Source organism: Actinosynnema sp. NPDC059797 (assembly GCF_042732085.1).
Classification (GTDB): Bacteria; Actinomycetota; Actinomycetes; order Mycobacteriales; family Pseudonocardiaceae; genus Actinosynnema.
The window spans coordinates 1-19,236 of sequence record NZ_JBHWIE010000073.1; the positions used below are offsets into that span (position 1 = coordinate 1).

The following is a 19,236-nucleotide window of genomic DNA, read 5'->3' on the forward strand; positions in this document are numbered from 1 at the left end:
TACCGGTACTGGGTCCGGACCACGGCGCCCCACGCGGAGATCCCGCTGTTCGAACTGGGCGTGCCGGCGGACCTCGTGCTCACCGCCACCCAGCCCGGCGCGACCGCGTTCACCTACCGGATCGACGACGGTCCCGAGCGGACCCTGCCGGTCGGCGAGGACGGCACGGGTCGCGTGACGCTCACGTTCTCCGAGGCCGAGGGCCAGGAGCACGACCTGGTGGCGTGGACGGTCGACGCCTCGGGCGCCAGGTCCGGCGTCACGAGCCACCCGTTCTACGTCGACCAGTTGCGACCGTGGGTGGACGTCGACGTGTGGTTCGGCCTCGTCGGTCAGAAGCGGGTCTTCACGGTGACGCCGAACCGGGACGGCGTGGTGTCGTACGCGTACCGGATCGGCGACGCGCCGGAGGTGTCGGTGCCCGCCGCCCCGGACGGGTCGCTGACCTTCGAGCACACGCCGACGGAGCCGGGCCTGCTCGACGTGTTCGTGGTGAGCGTGAACGCGGCGGGCATCCGCTCGGGCCGGGGCGAGTCCTCCATCCTCGCGGAGGCGCCCGCGCCGACCGTGGCGAGCGCCGACTACCCCGGGTACCCGGAGGCCGGCGGTCCCGGTGTCACCGGCGCCTTCGCGTTCTCCTCGCCGCGGCTGCCGGTGGTGTCCTACCGGTACGCGTTCAACGGCGGGGCGCAGCAGGAGGTCGCGGCGGGCGCGGACGGCTCGGCGGTGGTCCGGTGGGCGCCGCCGGCACCGGGGTACCACTACCTGCGGGTGCGCGGCGTGACCGCGGCCGGGGTGGAGACCGACGAGCGGAGCTTCTCCTTCTGGGTGAAGCCGCTGCCGCCGACCGTGACCAGCCCGCAGTTCCCGGAGGGCGGTCAGCCCACCGCCGTGGTGGGGCAGCCGGTCGAGTTCGAGGTGACCCCGGCGCTGGCCGGGTCGCACGAGGTGCTGTGGCAGCTCGGGTTCGGCCAGCCGCAGGTCGTGCCGGTCGGTCCGGACGGCAGGGCGAGGTTCACCTACACCCCCCTGGGCGCGTTCCAGCTCACCGTGTCGAGCCGGACGCCCGACGGGGTCGTGTCCGGTCAGGTGACGCGCACGTACGAGGTGCGGTAACGACCGGGGCCGGCTGTGTCCACAATGGACACAGCCGGCCCTCGGCGCGGATCGCTTCCCGCGCCCTCATCCGCCCGGTGCCCGGGGCCTGCGATTCGGAGTCGCGCGTACCGCCCGCTGCTCGCGCCGGAGAACTTCGAGCGGGTGGTGCCGGCCATCATCGACGCTCTCGGGCGGGCGCTGGACACCGACGGCTGCGGTGCCATCGGCCATGAGGAGTTCCGCACGGCGATCGGGGAGTTCTCCCTCGGCACGGACCCGGACGCGCCCGGCAACTGGCTGCTCGGCTCGCCGCTGGGGGGCCGGTGACCGGTCCGGGGTCCCCGGACCACGCCCTCAACGCGAAAATTTCTCACCCGTTCGCCGGAGACGATCGGGCGTTGCGCTGAGTAACTTCCACTGCACGGTCCCTGCCGCTGATCGACCCACGAAAGGTGGAAGATCATGAACCGTGCCGGAAAACGACTGTCAACCCTGCTGAGCGCGCTGGCGCTGTCCCTGGTCGCCGTGCCCGCGGTGCAGGCCGCGCCGACCGGGACCTACTGGACCCCGGAGCGGATGCGCGCCGCCGTCCCGCTCGACGTGCGCACCGCGGACGCCTCGGCGCTGCGCGCCACCGCCCCGGCGGGCGAGCCCGCCTCCGTCGCCCCCACGGCCCTGCCCAACGGGGGCAGCGCGTGGACCGGCGGCGGCGCGGTCACCTCGACCGCGGGCCGCGTGTTCTTCACCTACCAGGGCCGCAGCGCCTCGTGCAGCGGCAACGCCGTCACCAGCGGCAACAAGAGCACCGTCATCACGGCCGGCCACTGCGTCAAGCTCGACGGCGCGTACCACACCAACGTCGCCTTCGTCCCGGCCTACGACAACGGCAACGCCCCGTACGGCACGTGGAACGCCCGGCGCACCCTGGCCACCCCGCAGTGGGACGCGACCGAGGACATCAACTACGACATCGGCGCGATCGTCGTCGGCCAGCTGAACGGCCAGTACCTCACCGACGTGGTCGGGGCGCAGGGCATCGCGTTCAACCAGTCGCGCGCGGCCGACATGTACGCCTTCGGCTACCCCGCCGCCTCGCCCTACGACGGCACCAGGCTGGTCTACTGCAGCGGGCGGACGTTCAACGCCTTCCTCAGCAGCGGTGTCGGCATGACGTGCAACATGACCGGCGGCGCCAGCGGCGGTCCGTGGTTCCGGTCGTTCTCCGAGGCCACCGGCACCGGCACGATCAACTCCGTGAACAGCTACAAGATCAACCTGATCCCGACCTGGATGTTCGGCCCGTACTTCGGCGCGGACGCGCAGAACCTCTACACCCAGGCGCAGGCGGCCTGATCCGCGCGGGCGGGTGACGATCCCGGGTCCTACTCCGGTCGTACGCGACATGCGACCGCAGTGCGATCCGGGATGACCCGCGGTCGACCAAGATCGCACCGTCACCAGTTCACCGTGCGCACCGTCCCCGGTACCCCCGCGCACCGCGTCGCCCGGAGGACGGATGTCGCTCACGACGGCGGGCCGACCCGCGCCCGTCGCAGGTCCCCGGCACACCGACCGCCCGAGCGGGTCACCCGGCGCCCCGGCGCCCGACCGCCTCCGCTGGACCGGCTTCGGCGGCGCCCTCCTGCTCACCGGGGCCGCCTGGGCGGGGGTGTCGTCGTCCCCGTCGTCCGCCGCGGCCACGCTGTCGCTCGCGGCCGGGGTCACCGGGGTCGGCCTGCTGGTCCTGTCGTGGGCGCTGCTCGGCCGCGCCCTCGCCACCGGGCCCACCCCGCCGTCGGCGCGCCGGCTGACGCGGACGTTGGCGCTCTGGTGCGCCCCGCTGCTGGTCGCACCACCCCTGTTCAGCGGCGACGTCTTCAGCTACCTCGCGCAGGGCGAGATCGCGGCGCGCGGGCTCGACCCCAACCTCGTCGGTCCCGCGCAGGGGCTGGGCGCGGCCTCGGAGGTCGTCGGGCGCGTGGGGGAGCACTGGCGCGACACGCCGTCGCCCTACGGCCCGCTGTTCGGCGCGGTCGAGCGGCTGGTCGCGCAGGTGTCGGCGGGCGACCCGGTGACGGGCGTCCTCCTGCACCGGCTGGGCGGGGTCGCGGGGCTGGTCCTGGTCGTGTGGGCGGTTCCCCGGCTGGCCTCCGCCACCGGCGCGTCGCGGCGCGGCGCGCTCTGGCTCGGCGTGCTCAACCCGCTGGTGCTCTGGCACCTCGTGGCCGGCGCCCACAACGACTCCCTGATGCTGGGCCTGATGCTCGCGGGGACGGCCGTCGCGCTGGGAGCGCTGGGGATGCCGGGAGCGCCGGGAAGGCCGGGAGCGCGGGTCGAGTGGTGGGCCCTGGCGGTCGGCGTGGTGCTCATCGCCCTGGCCGCGCAGGTGAAGCTGCCCGCCCTGGTCGCCCTGGCGGTGGTCGGCACCGCGCTCGCGCGTCGGCGGGGCGGCGGGCTCGGGGACTTCCTCCTGGCGGGCCTCGGCATGGCCGCCGCCTTCGCGGTGGTGTCCGCCGCGGTCTCGTCCGCGACGGGCCTGGGGTTCGGCTGGGTGGGCGCGCTGGGCACGTCGGGGCGGGTGAGCAGTTGGATGGCCCCGACGAACTGGTTCGGTTTCCTGGTCGGCGCGGCGGGTTCGGCGTTCGGCGCGCAGGTCACGCAGGCGGCGATCGGGGTCGGCAAGGTCCTCGGCTCCGCGCTGGCGGTGTGCGGGATCGGGGTGGTGCTGCGCCGGCAGTGGGGCGGTCGGGTCGACGCGGTCACGTCCCTGGGCCTGGCGCTGGGCCTGGTCGTCGCCTTCGGCCCGGTGGTGCAGCCCTGGTACCTGCTGTGGGCGGTGGTCCCCCTCGCCGCGACCCGGCTGCCGGTGCGGGCGCGGACCGGGCTGGGCGCGCTCGTCGCGGTCTTCGCCGTGCTCGTGCCGCCGTTGGCGGGGGACTTCACCGGCCGCGTCGGCCAGCTCGTCCTCGGCTACGCGGTCGCGGCCCTGGTGGTGGGGATGGCGTTCGCGCTGCTGCGCGAGGACCGGGCCCCGGCGTACGTCCGGCGGGCCAGGGCCGCGCGTGCCTGACCTCCGCCGCCACGCCGCGGTGCTCGCCCTCCGCCGCCACGCCGTCGTGCTCGCCCTCCGGCGCCACGTCGCGGTGCTCGCCTCCCGCCGCCGCACCGCCGCGCCCGGCTTCCGGCGCCACGCCGCCGCCGTGCCCGCCCTCTGGCGCCACGCCGCCGCCGCGTCGGCCGGGCTGCTGCTCCACGTCGCGTTCCCGCCCCGCGCGCTCTGGTGGACGGCGGTCGTCGCGTTCGCCGTGCTGTGGTTCGCGCTCAACGGCGCCCGCACCCGCCGCGCGGCGCTGCTGGGCCTCGTGTTCGGCCTGGCGTTCTTCCTGCCCCACCTGTCGTGGATCGACGACTTCCTGGGCCGCGACTTCGGGCCCGCGCCGTGGCTCGGGCTGTCCGCGCTGATGGCCCTGTTCACGGCGGGCGCGTGCGCGCTCGTGCCGCTCGTGGCGCGGTTGCCCGCCGCGCCGGTGTGTGCGGCGCTGCTGTTCGTGCTCCAGGAGTCGGTGCGCGGCCGGGTGCCGTTCAACGGCTTCCCGTGGGGGCGGGTGGCGTTCGGGCAGGTCGAAGGGCCGTACCTGCCGCTCGCGGCGCTCGGCGGCGCGCCGCTGGTGACGTTCGCGGTCGTGGCCACGGGGTTCGGCGCGGCGGCCTGGGCGGTCCGGCCGCGCGACCCCCGGCGGGCCTGGCCGGTGCTCCCGCTGGCGGCGGCGCTGGCCGTGACGCCGCTCGTCGGCGTCGAGGCGCAGGCCGGTGCGCTCACCGTCGCCGTCGTGCAGGGCAACGCGCCGGACGTGGGGCTGGGGCTGCTCGACCGGCGCGACGCGGTGCGCCGCAACCACCTGCGCGTCACGGCCGACCTGGCGGACGCGGTCCGCGCGGGCGAGGTGCCCGCGCCCGACCTCGTGGTGTGGCCGGAGAGCGCGACGGCAGTCGGCGAGCGCGACCCGGTGCTGGACCGGGCCGTGGCGGACCTGGGCGTGCCCACCCTGGTCGGCGCGCTGCGCCGGGTGGGCGGTGAGGAGGAGAACGCGGTCATCGCGTGGGACCCGCGCACCGGCGCGGGCGCGTCGTACGCGAAGCGGGAGCTGGTGCCGTTCGCCGAGCACATCCCGCTGCGGCCGCTGGCCCGCCTGGTCACCCCGTTCGCCGACACCCCCGACCTGCGCGCCGGCACCGAGCCGGGCCTCCTGGACGTCGCGGGCGCCAGGATCGGCGTGGGGATCTGCTACGAGGTGGCCTACGACGCGGTGCTGCGCGACAGCGCGGCCCGGGGCGCGGAGCTGCTCGTGGTGCCGACGAACAACGCCTGGTACGGGCGCGGCGAGATGACCCACCAGCAGCTCGCCATGGCCAGGCTGCGCGCGGTCGAGCACGGTCGCGCCGCGGTCGTGGCGGCCGTCAGCGGCGTGAGCGCGGTGGTGCGGCCGGACGGGGGCGTGGCTCGGTCCTCGGGCCTGTTCACCGAGGACGTGCTCGTGGAGGCCGTGCCGCTGAGGTCGGGCGTCACCGTCGCGACCAGGTGGGGCGGTGTCCTGGAGGTCCTGTTCGCGGTCGCCGCGCTCGCCGCGTGCGCGGTCGGCCGGGCACGTCGGAAAACCTGAATCCCGCGCGCCCGGGTGTCGGATTCCCCCGGTCACGGCGCACTGGCTGGTCCGGGGCGGCGGCGCGACGCAGGGTTGCCCGGTTGACGACCGGGCGCGCCGCGCCGCAGGAGGAGTTCGGGTGAACGTGTCGAGCAGGGGGACGGGGTCCGCGCGCACGCGGGCGGTCACGATCGGGTTGGCGTGCGCGGGGGTGTTCGTCGCCTACCTGCCGGTGGTGACGGTCGCCACCAGCCTGCCCGCGCTGCAACGGGCGCTGGGCGCGTCCACCGCGCAGCTGTCGTGGGTCTCGTCGGCCTTCGTGCTGCCGGTGGCGGCGCTGATCCTCACCGCCGGGTTGTTCGCGGAGGTGCACGGCCGCAAGAAGGTCTACCAGGCAGGACTGGCCCTGTGCGCGGCGGGCGCGGCCGTGGCGCTGTGCGCGCCGTCGATCCAGGTGGTGTGGGTCGGGCAGGCGCTGTCCGGCGCCGGCGCCGCCGCTCTGCTGCCGGTGACGCTGGCGCTGGTCGGCCAGGTCGCGTCGGACCCGCGCGAGCGCGGCAGGAACATCGGCTGGTGGACCGCGGCCATGATGGCGGCCATGGCCGCGCCGCCGCTGCTGGCCGGGCTGGTCCTGGAGCACGTGGGGTGGCGGTGGGTGTTCCTGCTGCCGATCCCGTTGGCGCTGCTGACGATGGCGGTGGCCGCGAGGTCGCTGGAGGGGTCGCGGGCCGCGGCGGCGCGCGAACCGGACTGGCCGGGCCAGGTCGGCGCCGCGGTGGCGATCACCGCGTTGATCTACGGGGTGATCGAGGGCGGCGCGACGTCGTTCACCCACCCGCGCGTGGTGGTGGCGCTGGCGGTGGCGGTGGTGGCCGTCGCGGTGTTCGTGGCGGTGGAGCTGCGCAGCCGGGCGCCCATGCTGGAGCTGTCGCTGTTCCGCAGTCCCGCGTTCACCGCCTCGTCCCTGGCCGCGATGATCAGCTTCCTGGGGCTGATCGGGTTCTTCTTCGTGCTGAGCCTGTACTTCGGCCTGGTGCAGCAGCTCAGCACCCTCCAGGCCGGCGTGCGGGTGGTGCTGGTCAACGTGGTGGCCATGCTGCTGGGCCTGGTGATGGGCCGGGTGATGCGCCGCGTGCCCGCCCGGGTGCTCATCCCGGTCGGCCTGCTGGTCGCGGCGGTCGCGCTGGTGTCCATGACCTCGCTCGGCGCGGACACCTCGTTCGGTTCGGTGGCGTGGCGGCTGGCCCTGCTCGGCCTGGGGCTCGGCATCGCCTTCCCGTGCCTGACCGGCACCGCCGTGGCCGCCGTGCCCGCGCACCAGGCGGGCATGGCGGCGGCGGGCAACAACGCGTTCCGGCAGATCGGCGGCGCGCTGGGGCCGGCCGTGCTGGGCGCGCTGCTGACCGTGCGGGCGGTCGGGACCCTGCCCGGCAGGCTCGCCGACGCGGGGGTGGCCGGCGCGCGGGCGCGGGAGGTCACCGGTGTGGCCGACGCGGGCGGGCTCGGCGCGGTGGCCGGGATGGACCTCGGCCCGGACACCGGCCGCGTCCTGGGCGCGGTGTCGGCGTCGTTCCTCGACGGCCTGGGGCTGTGCCTGACGGTCTCGGCGGCCCTGCTGGTGCTGGCGGCCCTGGCCGCCGCCGTCCTGCTGGGGCGTCGGGGGCCGGCCGCGGTCCGCCGGGTCCCGGCGGAGGTGGGCGCGGGGTGACCGCGCGCCGAACCGGCGTCCGGCCGGAGGGGTTCCGCCCTGCGGCCGGGCGCCGGCGCGCCTACGATCGCCCGGTCCTGTCCAGACCGGTCCTACTCGGTCCGGTCCCGCCCAGCCCTGATCCCACCCAGCCCAGGTCCCGTCCAGCCCTGATCCCGCCCAGCCGGGTCCCGCCGGCCCAGCCGACGCCCCGCGCAGGAGAACCCTTGTGGCGCAACCGCTCGACCCGCTGGACCTGAAGCTGCTCCAGGCGCTGGAGCTGGACGGGCGGGCGCCGTTCAGCCGGATCGCCCGGGTGCTGGGCGTCTCCGACCAGACGGTCGCCCGCCGGTTCCGGCGGCTGCGCACCACGGCCCGCCTGCGGGTCACCGGGATGACCGACCAGAACCGCCTGGGCCAGGAGAGCTGGATGGTGCGCCTCGGCTGCACGCCCAACGTGGCCGAGCGCCTGGCCGCCGCGCTCGCCCGGCGCACCGACACCCAGTACGTCGACCTGCTCTCCGGCGGCACCGAGGTGCTGTGCGTGACCAAGCCGCGCAGCCGGCGGGAGCGCGACGAGCTGCTGCTGGACCGCCTCCAGCGCACGCCGCGCGTCACCTCGGTCAGCGCCCACTGCATCCTGCACGTCTTCTACGGCGGTCCCGTGGGGTGGCTGCGCAAGACCAGCGCGCTCGACCCGGACGAGGAAGCCGCCCTGCGCCTCCCCGCGCCCGCGCCCGCCGCCGGGCCGGTCGAACTCGACCCCCTGACGAGGCGCTGCTCGCCGAGCTGCACCGGGACGGGCGGGCCCCGCTCACCGCGCTCCAGGCGGCCACCGGCCAGTCCGAGACCGCGGTCACCCGGCGCCTGAAGCGGTTGCGCGACACCGGGTTGCTGTACTTCGCCGTCGAGTACGACCACGAACCCCTCGGCCGCGGCGTCGAGGCGATGTGCTGGCTCACCGTCGCGCCCCACGCGCTGGCCGGGACGGGCAGGGCGGTCGCGGACCACCCCGAGGTGCGCTTCGCCGGCGCCCTCACCGGCCCGGCCAACCTCGCCGTGTCCCTCCTCTGCCGCACCACCGCCGACCTCTACACCTACCTCAGCGAGCGCGTCGGCGCGCTGACCGGCGTCCACGGCGTGGAGACCACGCTGACCCTGCGGCGGGTCAAGACCCTCACCTACCCGCCGGCCTGAGCGCGGCGGCGCGGTCCGCCGGTGCGCGGCCCCGGGCACCCGCGGGGCCGCGCACCGGGTCGTCAGCTCGCCGTGCAGGTGAGAGCCGACGCCCCGGGCGACCCGGAGGCCGTCCCGAGGAAACCGAAGGTGGTGCTGCCGCCCGCCGCGATCGAGCCGTTGTGGGCGGCGTTGCGGGCGGTGACCGCCGTCCCCTGGCTGGTGACGGTGGCGTTCCACGCCTGGCTGATCGTGGCGCCGTTGGTGAACGTCCAGGACACGGTCCAGTTGCCGATCGCCGAGGAACCCGCCGTGACCCGGACCTCGCCCTGGAACCCGCCCGGCCACTGGTTGGTGACCGAGTACGTGGCGCTGCACCCGGACGGCGCCGGCTGCGAGCTGGTCGTCGTCGTGGTGGTCGTGGTGGTGGTCGTCGTGGGTGAGGTGGGTGTCGTGGAGGTGGTCGTGCCGCCCCACGCGGCCGTCGTGTCCAGCCACGCCGCGCGCCGCACCGCCCAGTCCCGCAGGGACTGCACCTGGCCCTGCCACGTGGCCGCGGTCGGCGTGATGAACGGGCCGATCATCCGCGTCGAGAGGTTCGGCCAGCGCTGGAAGTTGCGCTGCGCGGCGTTGGCCAGCGGCCTGGACAGGGCGTCGATCCGGCTCTGGAGGGAGGCGTCGGAGAGGATGCCCCGGCGCAGCGACTGCCAGCGCGCCTTGACCTCGTTGACGAAGGCCGGGTCCCGCAGCAGCTGGGCGAACCAGTCGTTGGCCTGGGGCTGCCTGGTCTGCTGGTACTGCCAACCCGCGGCCTGGTCGTTCTGGAAGTACCCGCCCACGCCGAACGTGAGGTCGAAGTCCCACAGCGGGCCGGCGACGATCTTCCCGTCCCGGTCCTTGTGGAAGTGGGCGCTGCGCAGGTAGGCGTCCATGTTCCGGCTCAACTCGTTGACGATCAGGTGGTCGACGAAGGAGCTGACGTCGATGTACTTGCGGTAGCCGGTGTTCGGGTCGGCGGAGTTCGGCGCCCGCAGCACGTCGTGGAACTCCTGGACGTAACCGCGCAACCAGTCCCGCTGGGCGGGCTGCAACGGGTCGGGGTCCACCACTTCGAGGTAGTTCCAGCAGGTGGCCGCGGGACCGGTGCACGGCAGCGTCGGCTCCTCGGCGGCCATCCACTCGAACTTCCAGATGTACCCGCCCGAGATCTTGGGCAGGGTGGTGTCGTCCTCGTCGAGCTGCTTGAGGTCGAGCCGGTCCTTGGAGTTCTTGATCGTCTCGACGATCATGTAGACGCCCATGTAGTCGTTCGCGCCCACGCCGGTGGCGTCGGTGTTCAGGTAGAACTCCGCGAACGAGTACCGCGGGGCGTGCAGGCCCATCTGCCGGCCGAGGTCGTAGACGAGGGCTTCGCGGATCAGCGACTTGTCCGGGAACGGCCCGCGCAGCACCCAGTCGGAGTCGGCGGGCATGCCGAGCACCGGGTAGTCGGCGTCATCGTCGTCGTTGTCCCAGAACTCCAGGCGGTACGGCGTCTTCTCGAACGAGGACGACGACTGGCCGCGCAGCCGGAACCCGGAGCGGGTGGCCACGGTCGGGGCCGCGGCCAGCGACGTCGTCCCGCCGCCGCCCGGCTGGAAGATCATGGTGGCGGCCTGGAAGTCCTCCCGGGCGGGCTTGCCCGCGCCGTAGGAGTCGATCAGGACCACCGGCAGGTCGTGGGCGGTTGTCGCGGTGGCCTCGCGGGCGACGTACATGGCCGTGCCGGGAGCGCCGGACGCCGACTGGCCGACGAAGGCCTGCGCCCGCAGCTGGGTGGTCCGGGTGAACTGGAGCGGCGTGCCCTGGTAGAGCGCCGACTGCGCTGTGGGCAGCCGCCCGTCGGTGGTGTAGCGGATCTGGGCGCCGCTGATCGCGGTGCCCAGCGACACCGACACCTGGCCCTGGAAGGTGCCGCTGGGCGCGGAGAAGGTGATGTCCCCGACCAGGTCGTCCGCCGCCGCCTCGGCCGCGGCGGCATCGGCGGCCGCGGTGTCGGCGGTGTCGGCCGGCGCGCTCGCGGCGGTGTCGGCCGCGGCGGTGCCGAGGTCCGGTTGGGCGCCGGCCGCGAGCGGGAACGGCAGGAGGAGTCCGGCGAGGAGCACGGCGGCGACCGCGATGCCCTTGGTCCTGGGTGTCGACGCGGCGCCGCTGCCGCGTGGGGTCAAGCGCACGATGCCTCCTGCTCGGTTCGGTGGGAGGGGGCCGCCGCCGGGACGAGGGGCGCCCCGGTGCGGCGTGACGGCGCCGCGGCGCGGAAGTGCCGGCGCAGCGTCCGCCGCCACGGCGCGTCGGGCAGGTCCAGGCGGAGCGCGGCCAACCCGGTGGCGTACTTGGAGATGCGGGCGGGCCTGATCCCCGCCTGCCACAGGAGGCGGTCGACGGGGGTGGCGGCCGAGGTGCTCTTGGTCTCGACCACGGCGACGCCGGGCAGCCGCAGCACGGAGCCGGGGTCGCGCCAGATGAGGCCGGTGTCGACGGTGACCCTGCTGTCGGTGTCCGGCAGCAGCAGCGTGGTGCGGTGGTAGTGGGTGACCAGCACGGGGTCGAGGTCGCCGCCCGCGCCGGGGCCCAGCGACTCGCGGCCGAGCGCCTCGTCGACGAAGTCCCGCCCCGGCCGCACCGTGCCGCAGTCCCGGGGGTGGTACGGCAGCCGGTGCTTGGTGATGTTGCCCCGCGCACCGCTGATCTTGACCTCCAGCCAGCACTGGGCGGAGTCGAGGTAGGTGCGGGTGCGCACCTTGAACCGCCTGCGCCTGCGGTAGGCCGCGCAGTGGTAGCTCGCCAGCTCCGGGGTGTCGAAGTACACCGACTCGTAGCGGAAGGTGCGCTCGCCGTCGATGTCCAGCACCCGGGCGAGCGGCCGGAGCTGTTCCAGCAGGCGCGGCAGCGACTCGGTCGGGACGAGGTACTTGCGGTCCACCCTGGTCTGGAGCGCGGCGCGCTCGACCAGCTCGCCGAGGCCGACGGGGGCCATCCGCCCCAGGACCGGCGTGAGGGGGATCGTGGTCATCGGTGTGCTCCGGAACGTGCGGGCGAGCCGGGTGCGGTGGCCAGTCCGCGCGCGGTCAGCGCGTAGCGGACGTCGACGACGGTGGTCTCGTTGACCAGGTCGACGCGCTGGACGGTGGCGGTGTGCACCCGGCCGTTGAGCAGCTGCTCCAGGTGGGCCATCAGCACGACGTGGTCGGTGATGGCCGAGTCGAGCACCAGGACCTGGTGCCGGTAGTCGCGGAACAGCCGCCGGTGGTCGCCGAGGAACATGGTCAGGAGGATGAGCGCCATCAGCCCGCCGTTGAGCCACGGCGAGGCGGTGCTCAGCGCACCGAGGAGACCCAGGGCGAGGGCGGAGAAGTAGTACGCGACCTCGTGCTGGTCCAGCTCCGTCGAGCGCAGGCGGATGATGGACAGCACGCCGAACAGCGCCATGCCCAGGCCGAGCCCGGCTCCGACGTCGCTGGTGCTCAGCGCGCTCGCCACCGCCAGGACGCCGATGTTGACGCCGAGGTAGGCGACGACCAGGTCGCGCCGGCGGTGCCGCGGGAAGTAGAGCCCGAAGACGAGCAACACCACCGCGCAGATGTCGATCGCGAACAGGACGAGTTGTGGCATCTCGTACGTCCTCCTGAGCCGGTGCGGGGTCGGCCGGGCACCGCCCGCTTCTTGGCGGGGGTCTGCAGGACGGTCGCCGAAACTTTCGAATCTGTGGGTAAACTTTCGGGAACTCCACGCAAACGATAAGTGCACCCGAGGTGTCGCGTCAATGACCTCCCGGTGCGTCTCAATGCACCAAAAGGAGCAACCTTTCCCTGTTCTGGCTTGATAGGGGCCGCGTACTGCCCTTGGTGGACGAGCACGCGAAGCCTGTGCGGAGAGTGGCGGTTGTACGGTGTTCAAGTCGAAAGTTTCGACCTGAGCTGCTGAAAAGCGACACCGCCGGGGAGCAGGCGTCGGCCGTCGTGCGCCTGCTGTCTATCCTTCGCTGCTGACGACCACGGCCGTGGCGCGCCGCCGGGGCCGCTCCGGAGAGGTGGGTGCGGTGTCCTCCCCAGTCGCTGACGCGCGTGGTCGGTCGCGCGGTCTGACGGTGCAGGCGTGGTTCTTCCTGCTGCTCGCCGTGATGTGCCTGCTGGTGCTGGCCGGCGCGGTGGTGGGCGCGTGGGTGCTCCAGCACACCGCGCGGGTGTCCGACCAGCAGTTGGAGGGCGTCCAGCCGGCCCGCGCCGAGGCGTACCGGCTGCAGAACGCGTTGGTGGACCAGGAGAACGGCGCCCGCGGCTACGCCGTCACCGCCGAACCCCAGTTCCTGGCCCCCTACACCGAGGGCGTGGAGGTCGAGCGGCAGGCCGTCGCGCGGTTGCGGGAGCTGCTGGCCGGCCGCGAGCGGTTGCTGGCGGACGTGACGGCGATCGAGGAAGCGGCGCGGACCTGGCGCCGCGACTACGCGGACCCGCTGGTCGACGGCGTGTCGCCGGGGAACCCCAGGCAGGTCGACACCGAGACCGCCGAGCGGGGCAAGGTGGCCTTCGACCGCCTGCGCGGGCTGTTCGAGACCCAGAACGGCGACCTGCTGCAGGCCCGGGCGGAGGCGCGGGAGGACCTGCTGCGCGCCCGCTCGGCGCGCAACTGGATCTTCGGCACGGTGGTCGCCGGCCTGCTGCTGACCGCGGGCGCGATGGCCCTGGTGGTGCGCCTGATGGTGGTCGGGCCGCTGAACAAGCTGCGCACCGCGTCACGCCGGGTCGCGCGCGGCGAGTTCGACCTGCGGATCGTGCCCCACGGCCCGGCCGACCTGCGCTCGGTCGCCGAGGACGTGGAGGACATGCGCGGGCGCATCGTCGAGGCGCTGGAGGCCGCGCGCGCCAAGCAGGAGCGCCTGGTCGAGCAGGCCGCCGCGCTCGACGAGCGGGCGGAGGAGCTGCGCCGGTCCAACGCCGAGCTGGAGCAGTTCGCCTACGTGGCCTCCCACGACCTCCAAGAGCCGCTGCGCAAGGTGGCGTCGTTCTGCCAGCTGCTGGAGAAGCGCTACCGCGGCGCGCTCGACGACCGCGGCGTCCAGTACATCGACTTCGCGGTGGACGGCGCCAAGCGGATGCAGGTGCTGATCAACGACCTGCTGACCTTCTCGCGCGTCGGCAGGCTCGACACCAACCGGACCCGGGTCTCCCTGGACGACGGCCTCGACCGGGCGCTGGAGAACCTGGCCACCGCGATCGAGGAGAGCGGCGCCCGGGTCGAGCGGCCCGAGCGCCTGCCCGAGGTCGTCGCCGACCCCACCCTGGTGACCGTGCTGTGGCAGAACCTGGTCGGCAACGCGATCAAGTTCCGCCACCCCGACCGGCCGCCGGTGATCCGGGTCGACTGCGTGGCGGGCGACCCCGCGGACGGCGCGCCGGTCTGGGAGCTGGCCGTGGCGGACAACGGCATCGGCATCCCCGCCGAGTACGCGGACAAGGTGTTCGTCATCTTCCAGCGCCTGCACGCCCGCGACGCCTACTCCGGCACGGGCATCGGCCTGGCCATCTGCAAGAAGATCGTCGAGCACCACGGCGGCACGATCGGCCTGGACACCGACCACGCGCCGGGCGCCCGACTGCGGTTCACCCTGCCCGCGCCGGTGGACGCCCCGGCCGCGGACCGGGAGTCGGTGCCCGCCTGACGGCCGGCCCGACCACGACCGACCACGGTCGGTCCGGTCAGGCGACGAGCAGCGTGCCGGAAAGGGAACGAAGAGGTCGGATCCCGGCAAAAGGCCCTCCCTGATCGATCTAGTCCGAACGGGTTGTCCTGGCGGGTGCCGCTGGGCGGGCGGAGGCGGTTTGGCTACTGTCCCCACCGCCGGGAGGGTCGCTGGGGAGCGCCCGGGTGGACTGGGGGAGAAGGCAGTTGGCTGAGCAGCGCGACTTCGTCGTGCTCGTCGACACGTACGAGACGGCCGATCACGGGGTCCCGCAGACGGCGCGGCACATCGCGCCCGCGTTCATCGAGGCCGGGGCGGGGTGCGTGCGGGTGCAGAGCGCGCCCGACCCGCCCGGCGTCTACCGCGGGTCGAGCCCGACGTTGCGGCACTACCGCGACAACATCGTCCACGACGGGGACCTGGACCGGACCCTCGCCGCGCTGGCGCCGTACCGGCCGGTGGCCGTGGTGCCCGGCGGCGAGTACGGCGTGGCCTTCGCCGACGTGCTCGGCGAGGCGCTCGGCGTGCCGAACAACGGCACCGCGCTGAGCCGGGCCCGCCGCGACAAGCACGCGATGGTCGAGGCGGTGCGGGCCGCCGGGCTGCGCGCGGCCAGGCAGGTCCGCACCGGCGACCCGGCCGAGCTGGCCGCCTGGCACCGCGAGCTGGGCGGCCGCGTGGTGGTCAAGCCGCTGCGCAGCGCGGGCGGTGACGGCGTGTCCTTCTGCGACACCCCGGAGCAGTCCGCGGCGGCGCTGACCGCGATCACCGCGCGGCAGAACCTGTTCTCCGAGGACAACGACGAGGTCGTGGCCCAGGAGTACCTGGTCGGGGCCGAGTTCATCGTCAACACCGTCAGCCGCGACGGCGCGCACCACGTCTGCGACATCTGGCGCAGCCAGCGGTTCTCCGTCAACGGCGTCACCGACCTGTCCGGCGCGTGCTACCTCGTGCCGCGCCGGGGCCCCCGGCACGACGAGGTGGTGGACTACGCCTTCGCCGTGCTCGACGCCGTGGGCATCCGGCACGGCGCGGCGCACGTGGAGCTGAAGCTCGGCCCCGACGGGCCCTGCCTGATCGAGGTCGGCGCGCGGCTGTCGGGCGGCGACCTGCCGCACTACGCGCGGCTGGCCATCGGCGAGTCCCAATTGGACTGGGTGGTCGACGCCGCCCTGCGCCCGGAGCGCTTCCACGCCCGGTGCGCCGAGGACTACGCGATCCGCCGGTACCACTCGTGGGCCGCGCTGATCTCCCCGGTCGAGGGGACGCTGCGCCGCTACACCGCCATCGAGCAGGTCAAGGCGCTGGAGAGCTTCCACGAGATGTGGGAGCTGACCCACCCGGGCGATCACCTGCGCCGCACCGTGGACGACACCACCTACCCGATCATCGTCACCTTCATGCACGAGGTCGACGAGGTCGTGCAGCGCGATCTGGGCACACTGCGGTACCTGGATGGCGTGGGCTTCTACGAACTGGCATGACTCACTCTGGGGGAAACGTGATCGCGTTCCAGGAAACTCTCGCCTACACCCCGCAGTACGGCTCCCTGGCCACCCTCGCCGACGAACCCTCGGGCCTGACCTGCTCGGTCATCGTGGGCCGCCGCTGGGCGCACAACCGGGCCGCGTCCGTGGTCGGTTATCCGCGCTTCGAACTGGCCGCCGAACGGGTCCTCGCGGGGGACCACGACCTGCTGCTCGTCCCGTCCGCCTACCCGGACATCCGCGAGTTCTTCTTCAACCCCGAGCTGCGCGCGATCGACACCTTCCTGAGCACGCTGCCGGACATGGTGCTGGCCGTGCCCGCGGGCGGTGACGCGGACGGGGGCGAGTTCGACGTGCTCTACCACCACCCGGCGACGAAATCGCTCGTCGAGGCCCTGCCGCACCGCGTCGGCGAGGTCCGCGCGTCCACGTCCAACAGCGCCGCCTGCAAGGAGGCCGTCGAACACCCGGGCCGCGCCTGCGCGGTGACCAACCGGATCGCCGCCGACGGCTACGGTATGACGATCGCGCGGACCCTGTCCGCGGGCACCCCGATGGGGTTCGTCGTGTTCGCCAGGAAGGAATCGAGTTGACCGAGTCGCCCACCCTGCGTGCCGCCGTCGTCGTGCACAAGCGGCTGGAGCCCGCCGCCGTCGCCAACGCGGCGGCGATCCTGATGGGCCAGCTCGCGCACCTCGAACCCCGGCTCTACGCCGCGGAGGGCGTCACCGGTGCCGACGGCGTGCGGCACGCGGGCATCCGGTTCAACACGGTCGTCCTCACCGGCCGCCCGGCCCAGGTCGACAAGTTCCTCGCGGCCGCCGTCGAGGAGGGCCTGCCGCACGCGGTCTTCAGCGCCAAGGGCCGGGAGCTGAGCAACAGCTTCGACGAGTACCGGGAGCTGGTCGCCGGCTCGACCGCCGCGGACGTCGACGTGTTCGCCGTCGGCGTGGTCGGCGAGGACAGCCGGGTGCGGGCCCTGACCAAGTCGTTCAGCTCCTACCGGGGGACCGAGGGGTGACCGCCGCGCCGCCCGGTTTCCTCCGGGTCAGGCTGGGCGGGCTGCCCCGGCCGTTCTGGGTGGTGTGGGCGGGCACGCTGGCCAACCGGCTCGGCACGATGGTGCTGCCGTTCCTGTCGCTGTACCTGACCTCCGACCGCGGCCTGTCGGTCACCGAGGCGGGCGCGGTGCTGGCCCTCGTCGGCATCGGGCAGGTGTTCTCCCCGCTCATCGGCGGCGTCCTGGCCGACCGGGTCGGCCGCCGCGCCACCCTGACCGGCGGCCTGCTGGCCACCGGCGCCGCCATGGTCGCCGTCGGCTACGCCACCGACGTGGTGGTGCTGCTGGGGCTGGCGCTGCTGCTCGGCCTGGTGCTGGACCTGTTCCGGCCCGCCGTGCAGGCGATCGTGGCCGACCTCGTGCCGCCCGACGACCGGCCGCGCGCCTACGGGCTGCTGCTGTGGGCGATCAACCTGGGCTTCTCGATCGCCATGGTGCTCGGCGGGTCCCTGGCCGGCGCCGGCTACCTGCCGCTGTTCTGGGTCGACGCCGGCACGTGCGCGCTGTTCGCCCTGCTGGTGTGGCGCGCGGTGCCGGAGACCCGGGGCACGCGCGCGGGCGGCGACCCGGGCGGCCTGGCCGACGTGCTGCGCGACCGGGTGATGCTCGGCGTGGTCGGGCTGACGGTGCTGGTCGCGTTCGCGTTCCTCCAGTCGCTGGCCACCCTGCCGCTGGCCATGCGCGAGGACGGCCTGTCGCCCGCCGCGTACGGCGTGGTGATGGCGGTCAACGGCATCGTCGTGGTGGTGGTGCAGCCGCTGATCGGGCACCGGCTCGGCGGCTTCGACCGCTCCCGGCTGCTGGCCGCGGGCATGGCCGTGCTCGGCGTCGGCACCGGCGCCACCGCGCTGGCCGCCACGACCCCGGTCTACGCGCTGTGCATGGTCGTGTGGACCCTCGGCGAGGTGCTGGTGCACTCCGTCGGCGCGGCCGTGGTGGCCGACCTGGCGCCCGCCCACCTGCGCGGCCGCTACAACGGCGCCTACGGGACGGCGTGGGGCCTGGCCGCCTTCCTCGCCCCGCTCGGCGGCACCCAGCTGCTCGTGCTGGGCGCGCCCGTGCTGTGGACCACCTGCCTGGTGCTGTGCCTGGCCGCGGCGGCGGGCCAGCTCGCGCTCGGCCCCGCGGTGCGCGCCCGTGCCGCCCTGACCACCGTCCGAGGGGATTCCCGTTGAGGCCCAACGAAACCGCCGCCCGCCTGCCCGCGTCGGGCATCCGCGAGATCATGGAGATGGCCCTGCGCCGCCCGGACGCGATCCGCCTGGAGATCGGCGACCCGGACTTCGACACGCCACCGCACGTCGTCGAGGCCGCCGCCCGAGCCGCCGCCGACGGGGCCACCCACTACGCCTCCACGGTGGGCATCACGCCGCTGCGGGCGGCCCTGGCCGAGAAGGTGTTGGCGCGCAACGGGTTCGCGGTCGAGCCGGAGCAGGTCGTCGTCACCCAGGGCGCGACCCAGGGCATCTTCACCGCCCTGGCGGCGCTGGCCGAACGGGGCGACGAGGTGCTGGTGCCCGACCCGGCGTGGCCCAACTACCTGATGATGACCCGCCTCCTGGGCCTGGCGGCGGTCCCCTACGCCCTCACCGCCGACACCGGGTTCCTGCCCGACGTCGACCGGCTGGCCGAGCTGGTCACGCCCCGGACCAGGGTGCTGCTGCTCAACTCGCCGTCCAACCCCGTGGGCACCGTGGCCGACCGGGACCGCGTCGCGGCCCTGGCCGAGTTCGCCCGTGCCCGCGACCTGTGGCTGATCTCGGACGAGTGCTACGACGAGATCGTCTTCGACGGCGCCTGCACCAGCCCGGCCGAGTTCGCGCCCGAGCGCACGGTGTCCGCGTACAGCTTCTCCAAGACCTACGCCATGACCGGTTGGCGCATCGGCTACCTGGCCGTGCCCGCCGCGGTCGCCGGCGTCGTGGCCAAGTGCCAGGAGACGGTGGTGGCCTGCGTCAGCACGCCCACCCAGCACGCCGCCCTGGCCGCCCTCACCGGACCCCAGGACCGCGTGGCGGAGATGCGCGCGGCGTACCGGTCGCGCCGCGACCTGGTGGTGGCGCTGGCCGAGGAGGGCGGGCTGAAGCTCCCCACGCCGACCGGCGCGTTCTACGGCTGGGTGGACATCGGCCGCTCCCACCCGGGGGCGGCCCACGAGTTCGCCGTCGACCTGCTGACCCGGCACGGCGTCGCGGTGGCGCCGGGCACGGCGTTCGGACCGGCGGGGGAGGGCTACGTCCGGCTCTCCCTGGCCGCGGCGGAGGAGGACCTCGCCGAGGGCGTGCGCCGGCTGGCCCTGGCGGTCACCGGGGCGTAGCGCGGGGCGGCGGCCGGCGCGCGACCAGGACGGCGGCCGGTGGCGGGGG

Annotated in this window: 17 protein-coding genes; 14 read left to right on the top strand and 3 right to left on the bottom strand. The window is 74.4% G+C overall.

Features of this window, described 5'->3' with window-relative positions; genetic code table 11:
* The 8 genes from ACFV4N_RS19080 to ACFV4N_RS19115 form a co-directional block, all read left to right on the top strand.
* The coding region (locus ACFV4N_RS19080; RefSeq protein WP_499673871.1) for a hypothetical protein at positions 1 to 1,116 on the top strand (1,116 nt) is incomplete at its 5' end.
* A 144-nt stretch (positions 1,117 to 1,260) separates the two neighbouring features.
* Positions 1,261 to 1,425: a hypothetical protein gene (locus ACFV4N_RS19085; protein WP_499673872.1), complete on the top strand. Its 165-nt coding sequence runs from the start codon at positions 1,261 to 1,263 to the stop codon at positions 1,423 to 1,425.
* Positions 1,426 to 1,560: 135 nt separating this feature from the next.
* Positions 1,561 to 2,451: a trypsin-like serine peptidase gene (locus ACFV4N_RS19090; protein ID WP_499673873.1), complete on the top strand. Its 891-nt coding sequence runs from the start codon at positions 1,561 to 1,563 to the stop codon at positions 2,449 to 2,451.
* Between the two features lie 163 nt (positions 2,452 to 2,614).
* Entirely contained in the window at positions 2,615 to 4,168 is a 1,554-nt protein-coding gene (gene mptB / locus ACFV4N_RS19095) for a polyprenol phosphomannose-dependent alpha 1,6 mannosyltransferase MptB (RefSeq protein ID WP_499673874.1), read from the top strand.
* Between the two features lie 130 nt (positions 4,169 to 4,298).
* Positions 4,299 to 5,759, top strand: coding sequence for an apolipoprotein N-acyltransferase (gene lnt, locus ACFV4N_RS19100; RefSeq protein WP_499673895.1), 1,461 nt, complete (start codon positions 4,299 to 4,301; stop codon positions 5,757 to 5,759).
* A 121-nt stretch (positions 5,760 to 5,880) separates the two neighbouring features.
* A complete protein-coding gene (locus ACFV4N_RS19105; protein WP_499673875.1) occupies positions 5,881 to 7,449 on the top strand; it encodes an MFS transporter in 1,569 nt (522 codons plus the stop codon).
* A gap of 208 nt (positions 7,450 to 7,657) precedes the next feature.
* Complete coding sequence (locus ACFV4N_RS19110) at positions 7,658 to 8,299, top strand: AsnC family transcriptional regulator (RefSeq protein ID WP_499673876.1); 642 nt, start codon at positions 7,658 to 7,660, stop codon at positions 8,297 to 8,299.
* Positions 8,218 to 8,625 (top strand): Lrp/AsnC family transcriptional regulator, encoded by a 408-nt coding sequence (locus ACFV4N_RS19115; protein WP_499673896.1) that lies wholly within the window; start codon positions 8,218 to 8,220, stop codon positions 8,623 to 8,625. Before ACFV4N_RS19110 ends, ACFV4N_RS19115 begins: the two co-directional genes overlap by 82 nt.
* Before the next feature lie 62 nt (positions 8,626 to 8,687).
* Here ACFV4N_RS19115 and ACFV4N_RS19120 read toward each other — a convergent pair whose 3' ends face one another.
* From ACFV4N_RS19120 to ACFV4N_RS19130, 3 genes are read right to left on the bottom strand one after another with little or no spacing between them, the layout of a single operon-like run.
* Positions 8,688 to 10,817, bottom strand: coding sequence for a CotH kinase family protein (locus ACFV4N_RS19120; protein WP_499673877.1), 2,130 nt, complete (start codon positions 10,815 to 10,817; stop codon positions 8,688 to 8,690).
* The gene (locus ACFV4N_RS19125; RefSeq protein WP_499673878.1) at positions 10,808 to 11,656 is read right to left on the bottom strand and encodes a polyphosphate polymerase domain-containing protein; all 849 of its coding nucleotides are present in this window, start codon (positions 11,654 to 11,656) and stop codon (positions 10,808 to 10,810) included. The genes ACFV4N_RS19120 and ACFV4N_RS19125 overlap by 10 nt, the downstream gene beginning before the upstream one ends.
* Positions 11,653 to 12,255 carry a DUF4956 domain-containing protein gene (locus tag ACFV4N_RS19130; protein WP_499673879.1) on the bottom strand — a complete coding sequence of 201 codons (603 nt, stop codon included), beginning with the start codon at positions 12,253 to 12,255 and terminating at the stop codon, positions 11,653 to 11,655. Before ACFV4N_RS19130 ends, ACFV4N_RS19125 begins: the two co-directional genes overlap by 4 nt.
* Positions 12,256 to 12,682: 427 nt before the next feature.
* Here ACFV4N_RS19130 and ACFV4N_RS19135 point away from each other — a divergent pair, with 427 nt between their 5' ends.
* From ACFV4N_RS19135 to ACFV4N_RS19160, 6 genes are all read left to right on the top strand, one after another.
* Entirely contained in the window at positions 12,683 to 14,302 is a 1,620-nt protein-coding gene (locus ACFV4N_RS19135) for a sensor histidine kinase (protein WP_499673880.1), read from the top strand.
* A gap of 227 nt (positions 14,303 to 14,529) precedes the next feature.
* Positions 14,530 to 15,807 (top strand): ATP-grasp domain-containing protein, encoded by a 1,278-nt coding sequence (locus tag ACFV4N_RS19140; RefSeq protein WP_499673881.1) that lies wholly within the window; start codon positions 14,530 to 14,532, stop codon positions 15,805 to 15,807.
* 17 nt (positions 15,808 to 15,824) lie between these two features.
* Entirely contained in the window at positions 15,825 to 16,403 is a 579-nt protein-coding gene (locus ACFV4N_RS19145) for a hypothetical protein (protein WP_499673882.1), read from the top strand.
* Complete coding sequence (locus ACFV4N_RS19150) at positions 16,400 to 16,831, top strand: DUF2000 family protein (protein WP_499673883.1); 432 nt, start codon at positions 16,400 to 16,402, stop codon at positions 16,829 to 16,831. Before ACFV4N_RS19145 ends, ACFV4N_RS19150 begins: the two co-directional genes overlap by 4 nt.
* Positions 16,828 to 18,045, top strand: a complete 1,218-nt coding sequence (locus ACFV4N_RS19155; protein ID WP_499673884.1) for an MDR family MFS transporter — start codon at positions 16,828 to 16,830, stop codon at positions 18,043 to 18,045. The genes ACFV4N_RS19150 and ACFV4N_RS19155 overlap by 4 nt, the downstream gene beginning before the upstream one ends.
* Positions 18,042 to 19,187 (top strand): pyridoxal phosphate-dependent aminotransferase, encoded by a 1,146-nt coding sequence (locus ACFV4N_RS19160; protein ID WP_499673885.1) that lies wholly within the window; start codon positions 18,042 to 18,044, stop codon positions 19,185 to 19,187. Before ACFV4N_RS19155 ends, ACFV4N_RS19160 begins: the two co-directional genes overlap by 4 nt.
* Positions 19,188 to 19,236: the final 49 nt, after the last annotated feature.

Excerpts from the sequence above, each read along its gene's own strand:
- ACFV4N_RS19090 (WP_499673873.1), top strand. The coding sequence starts at position 1,561 with ATGAACCGTGCCGGAAAACGACTGTCAACCCTGCTGAGCGCGCTGGCG.
- mptB (WP_499673874.1), top strand. The coding sequence starts at position 2,615 with ATGTCGCTCACGACGGCGGGCCGACCCGCGCCCGTCGCAGGTCCCCGG.
- ACFV4N_RS19125 (WP_499673878.1), bottom strand. The coding sequence starts at position 11,656 with ATGACCACGATCCCCCTCACGCCGGTCCTGGGGCGGATGGCCCCCGTC.
- ACFV4N_RS19130 (WP_499673879.1), bottom strand. The coding sequence starts at position 12,255 with ATGCCACAACTCGTCCTGTTCGCGATCGACATCTGCGCGGTGGTGTTG.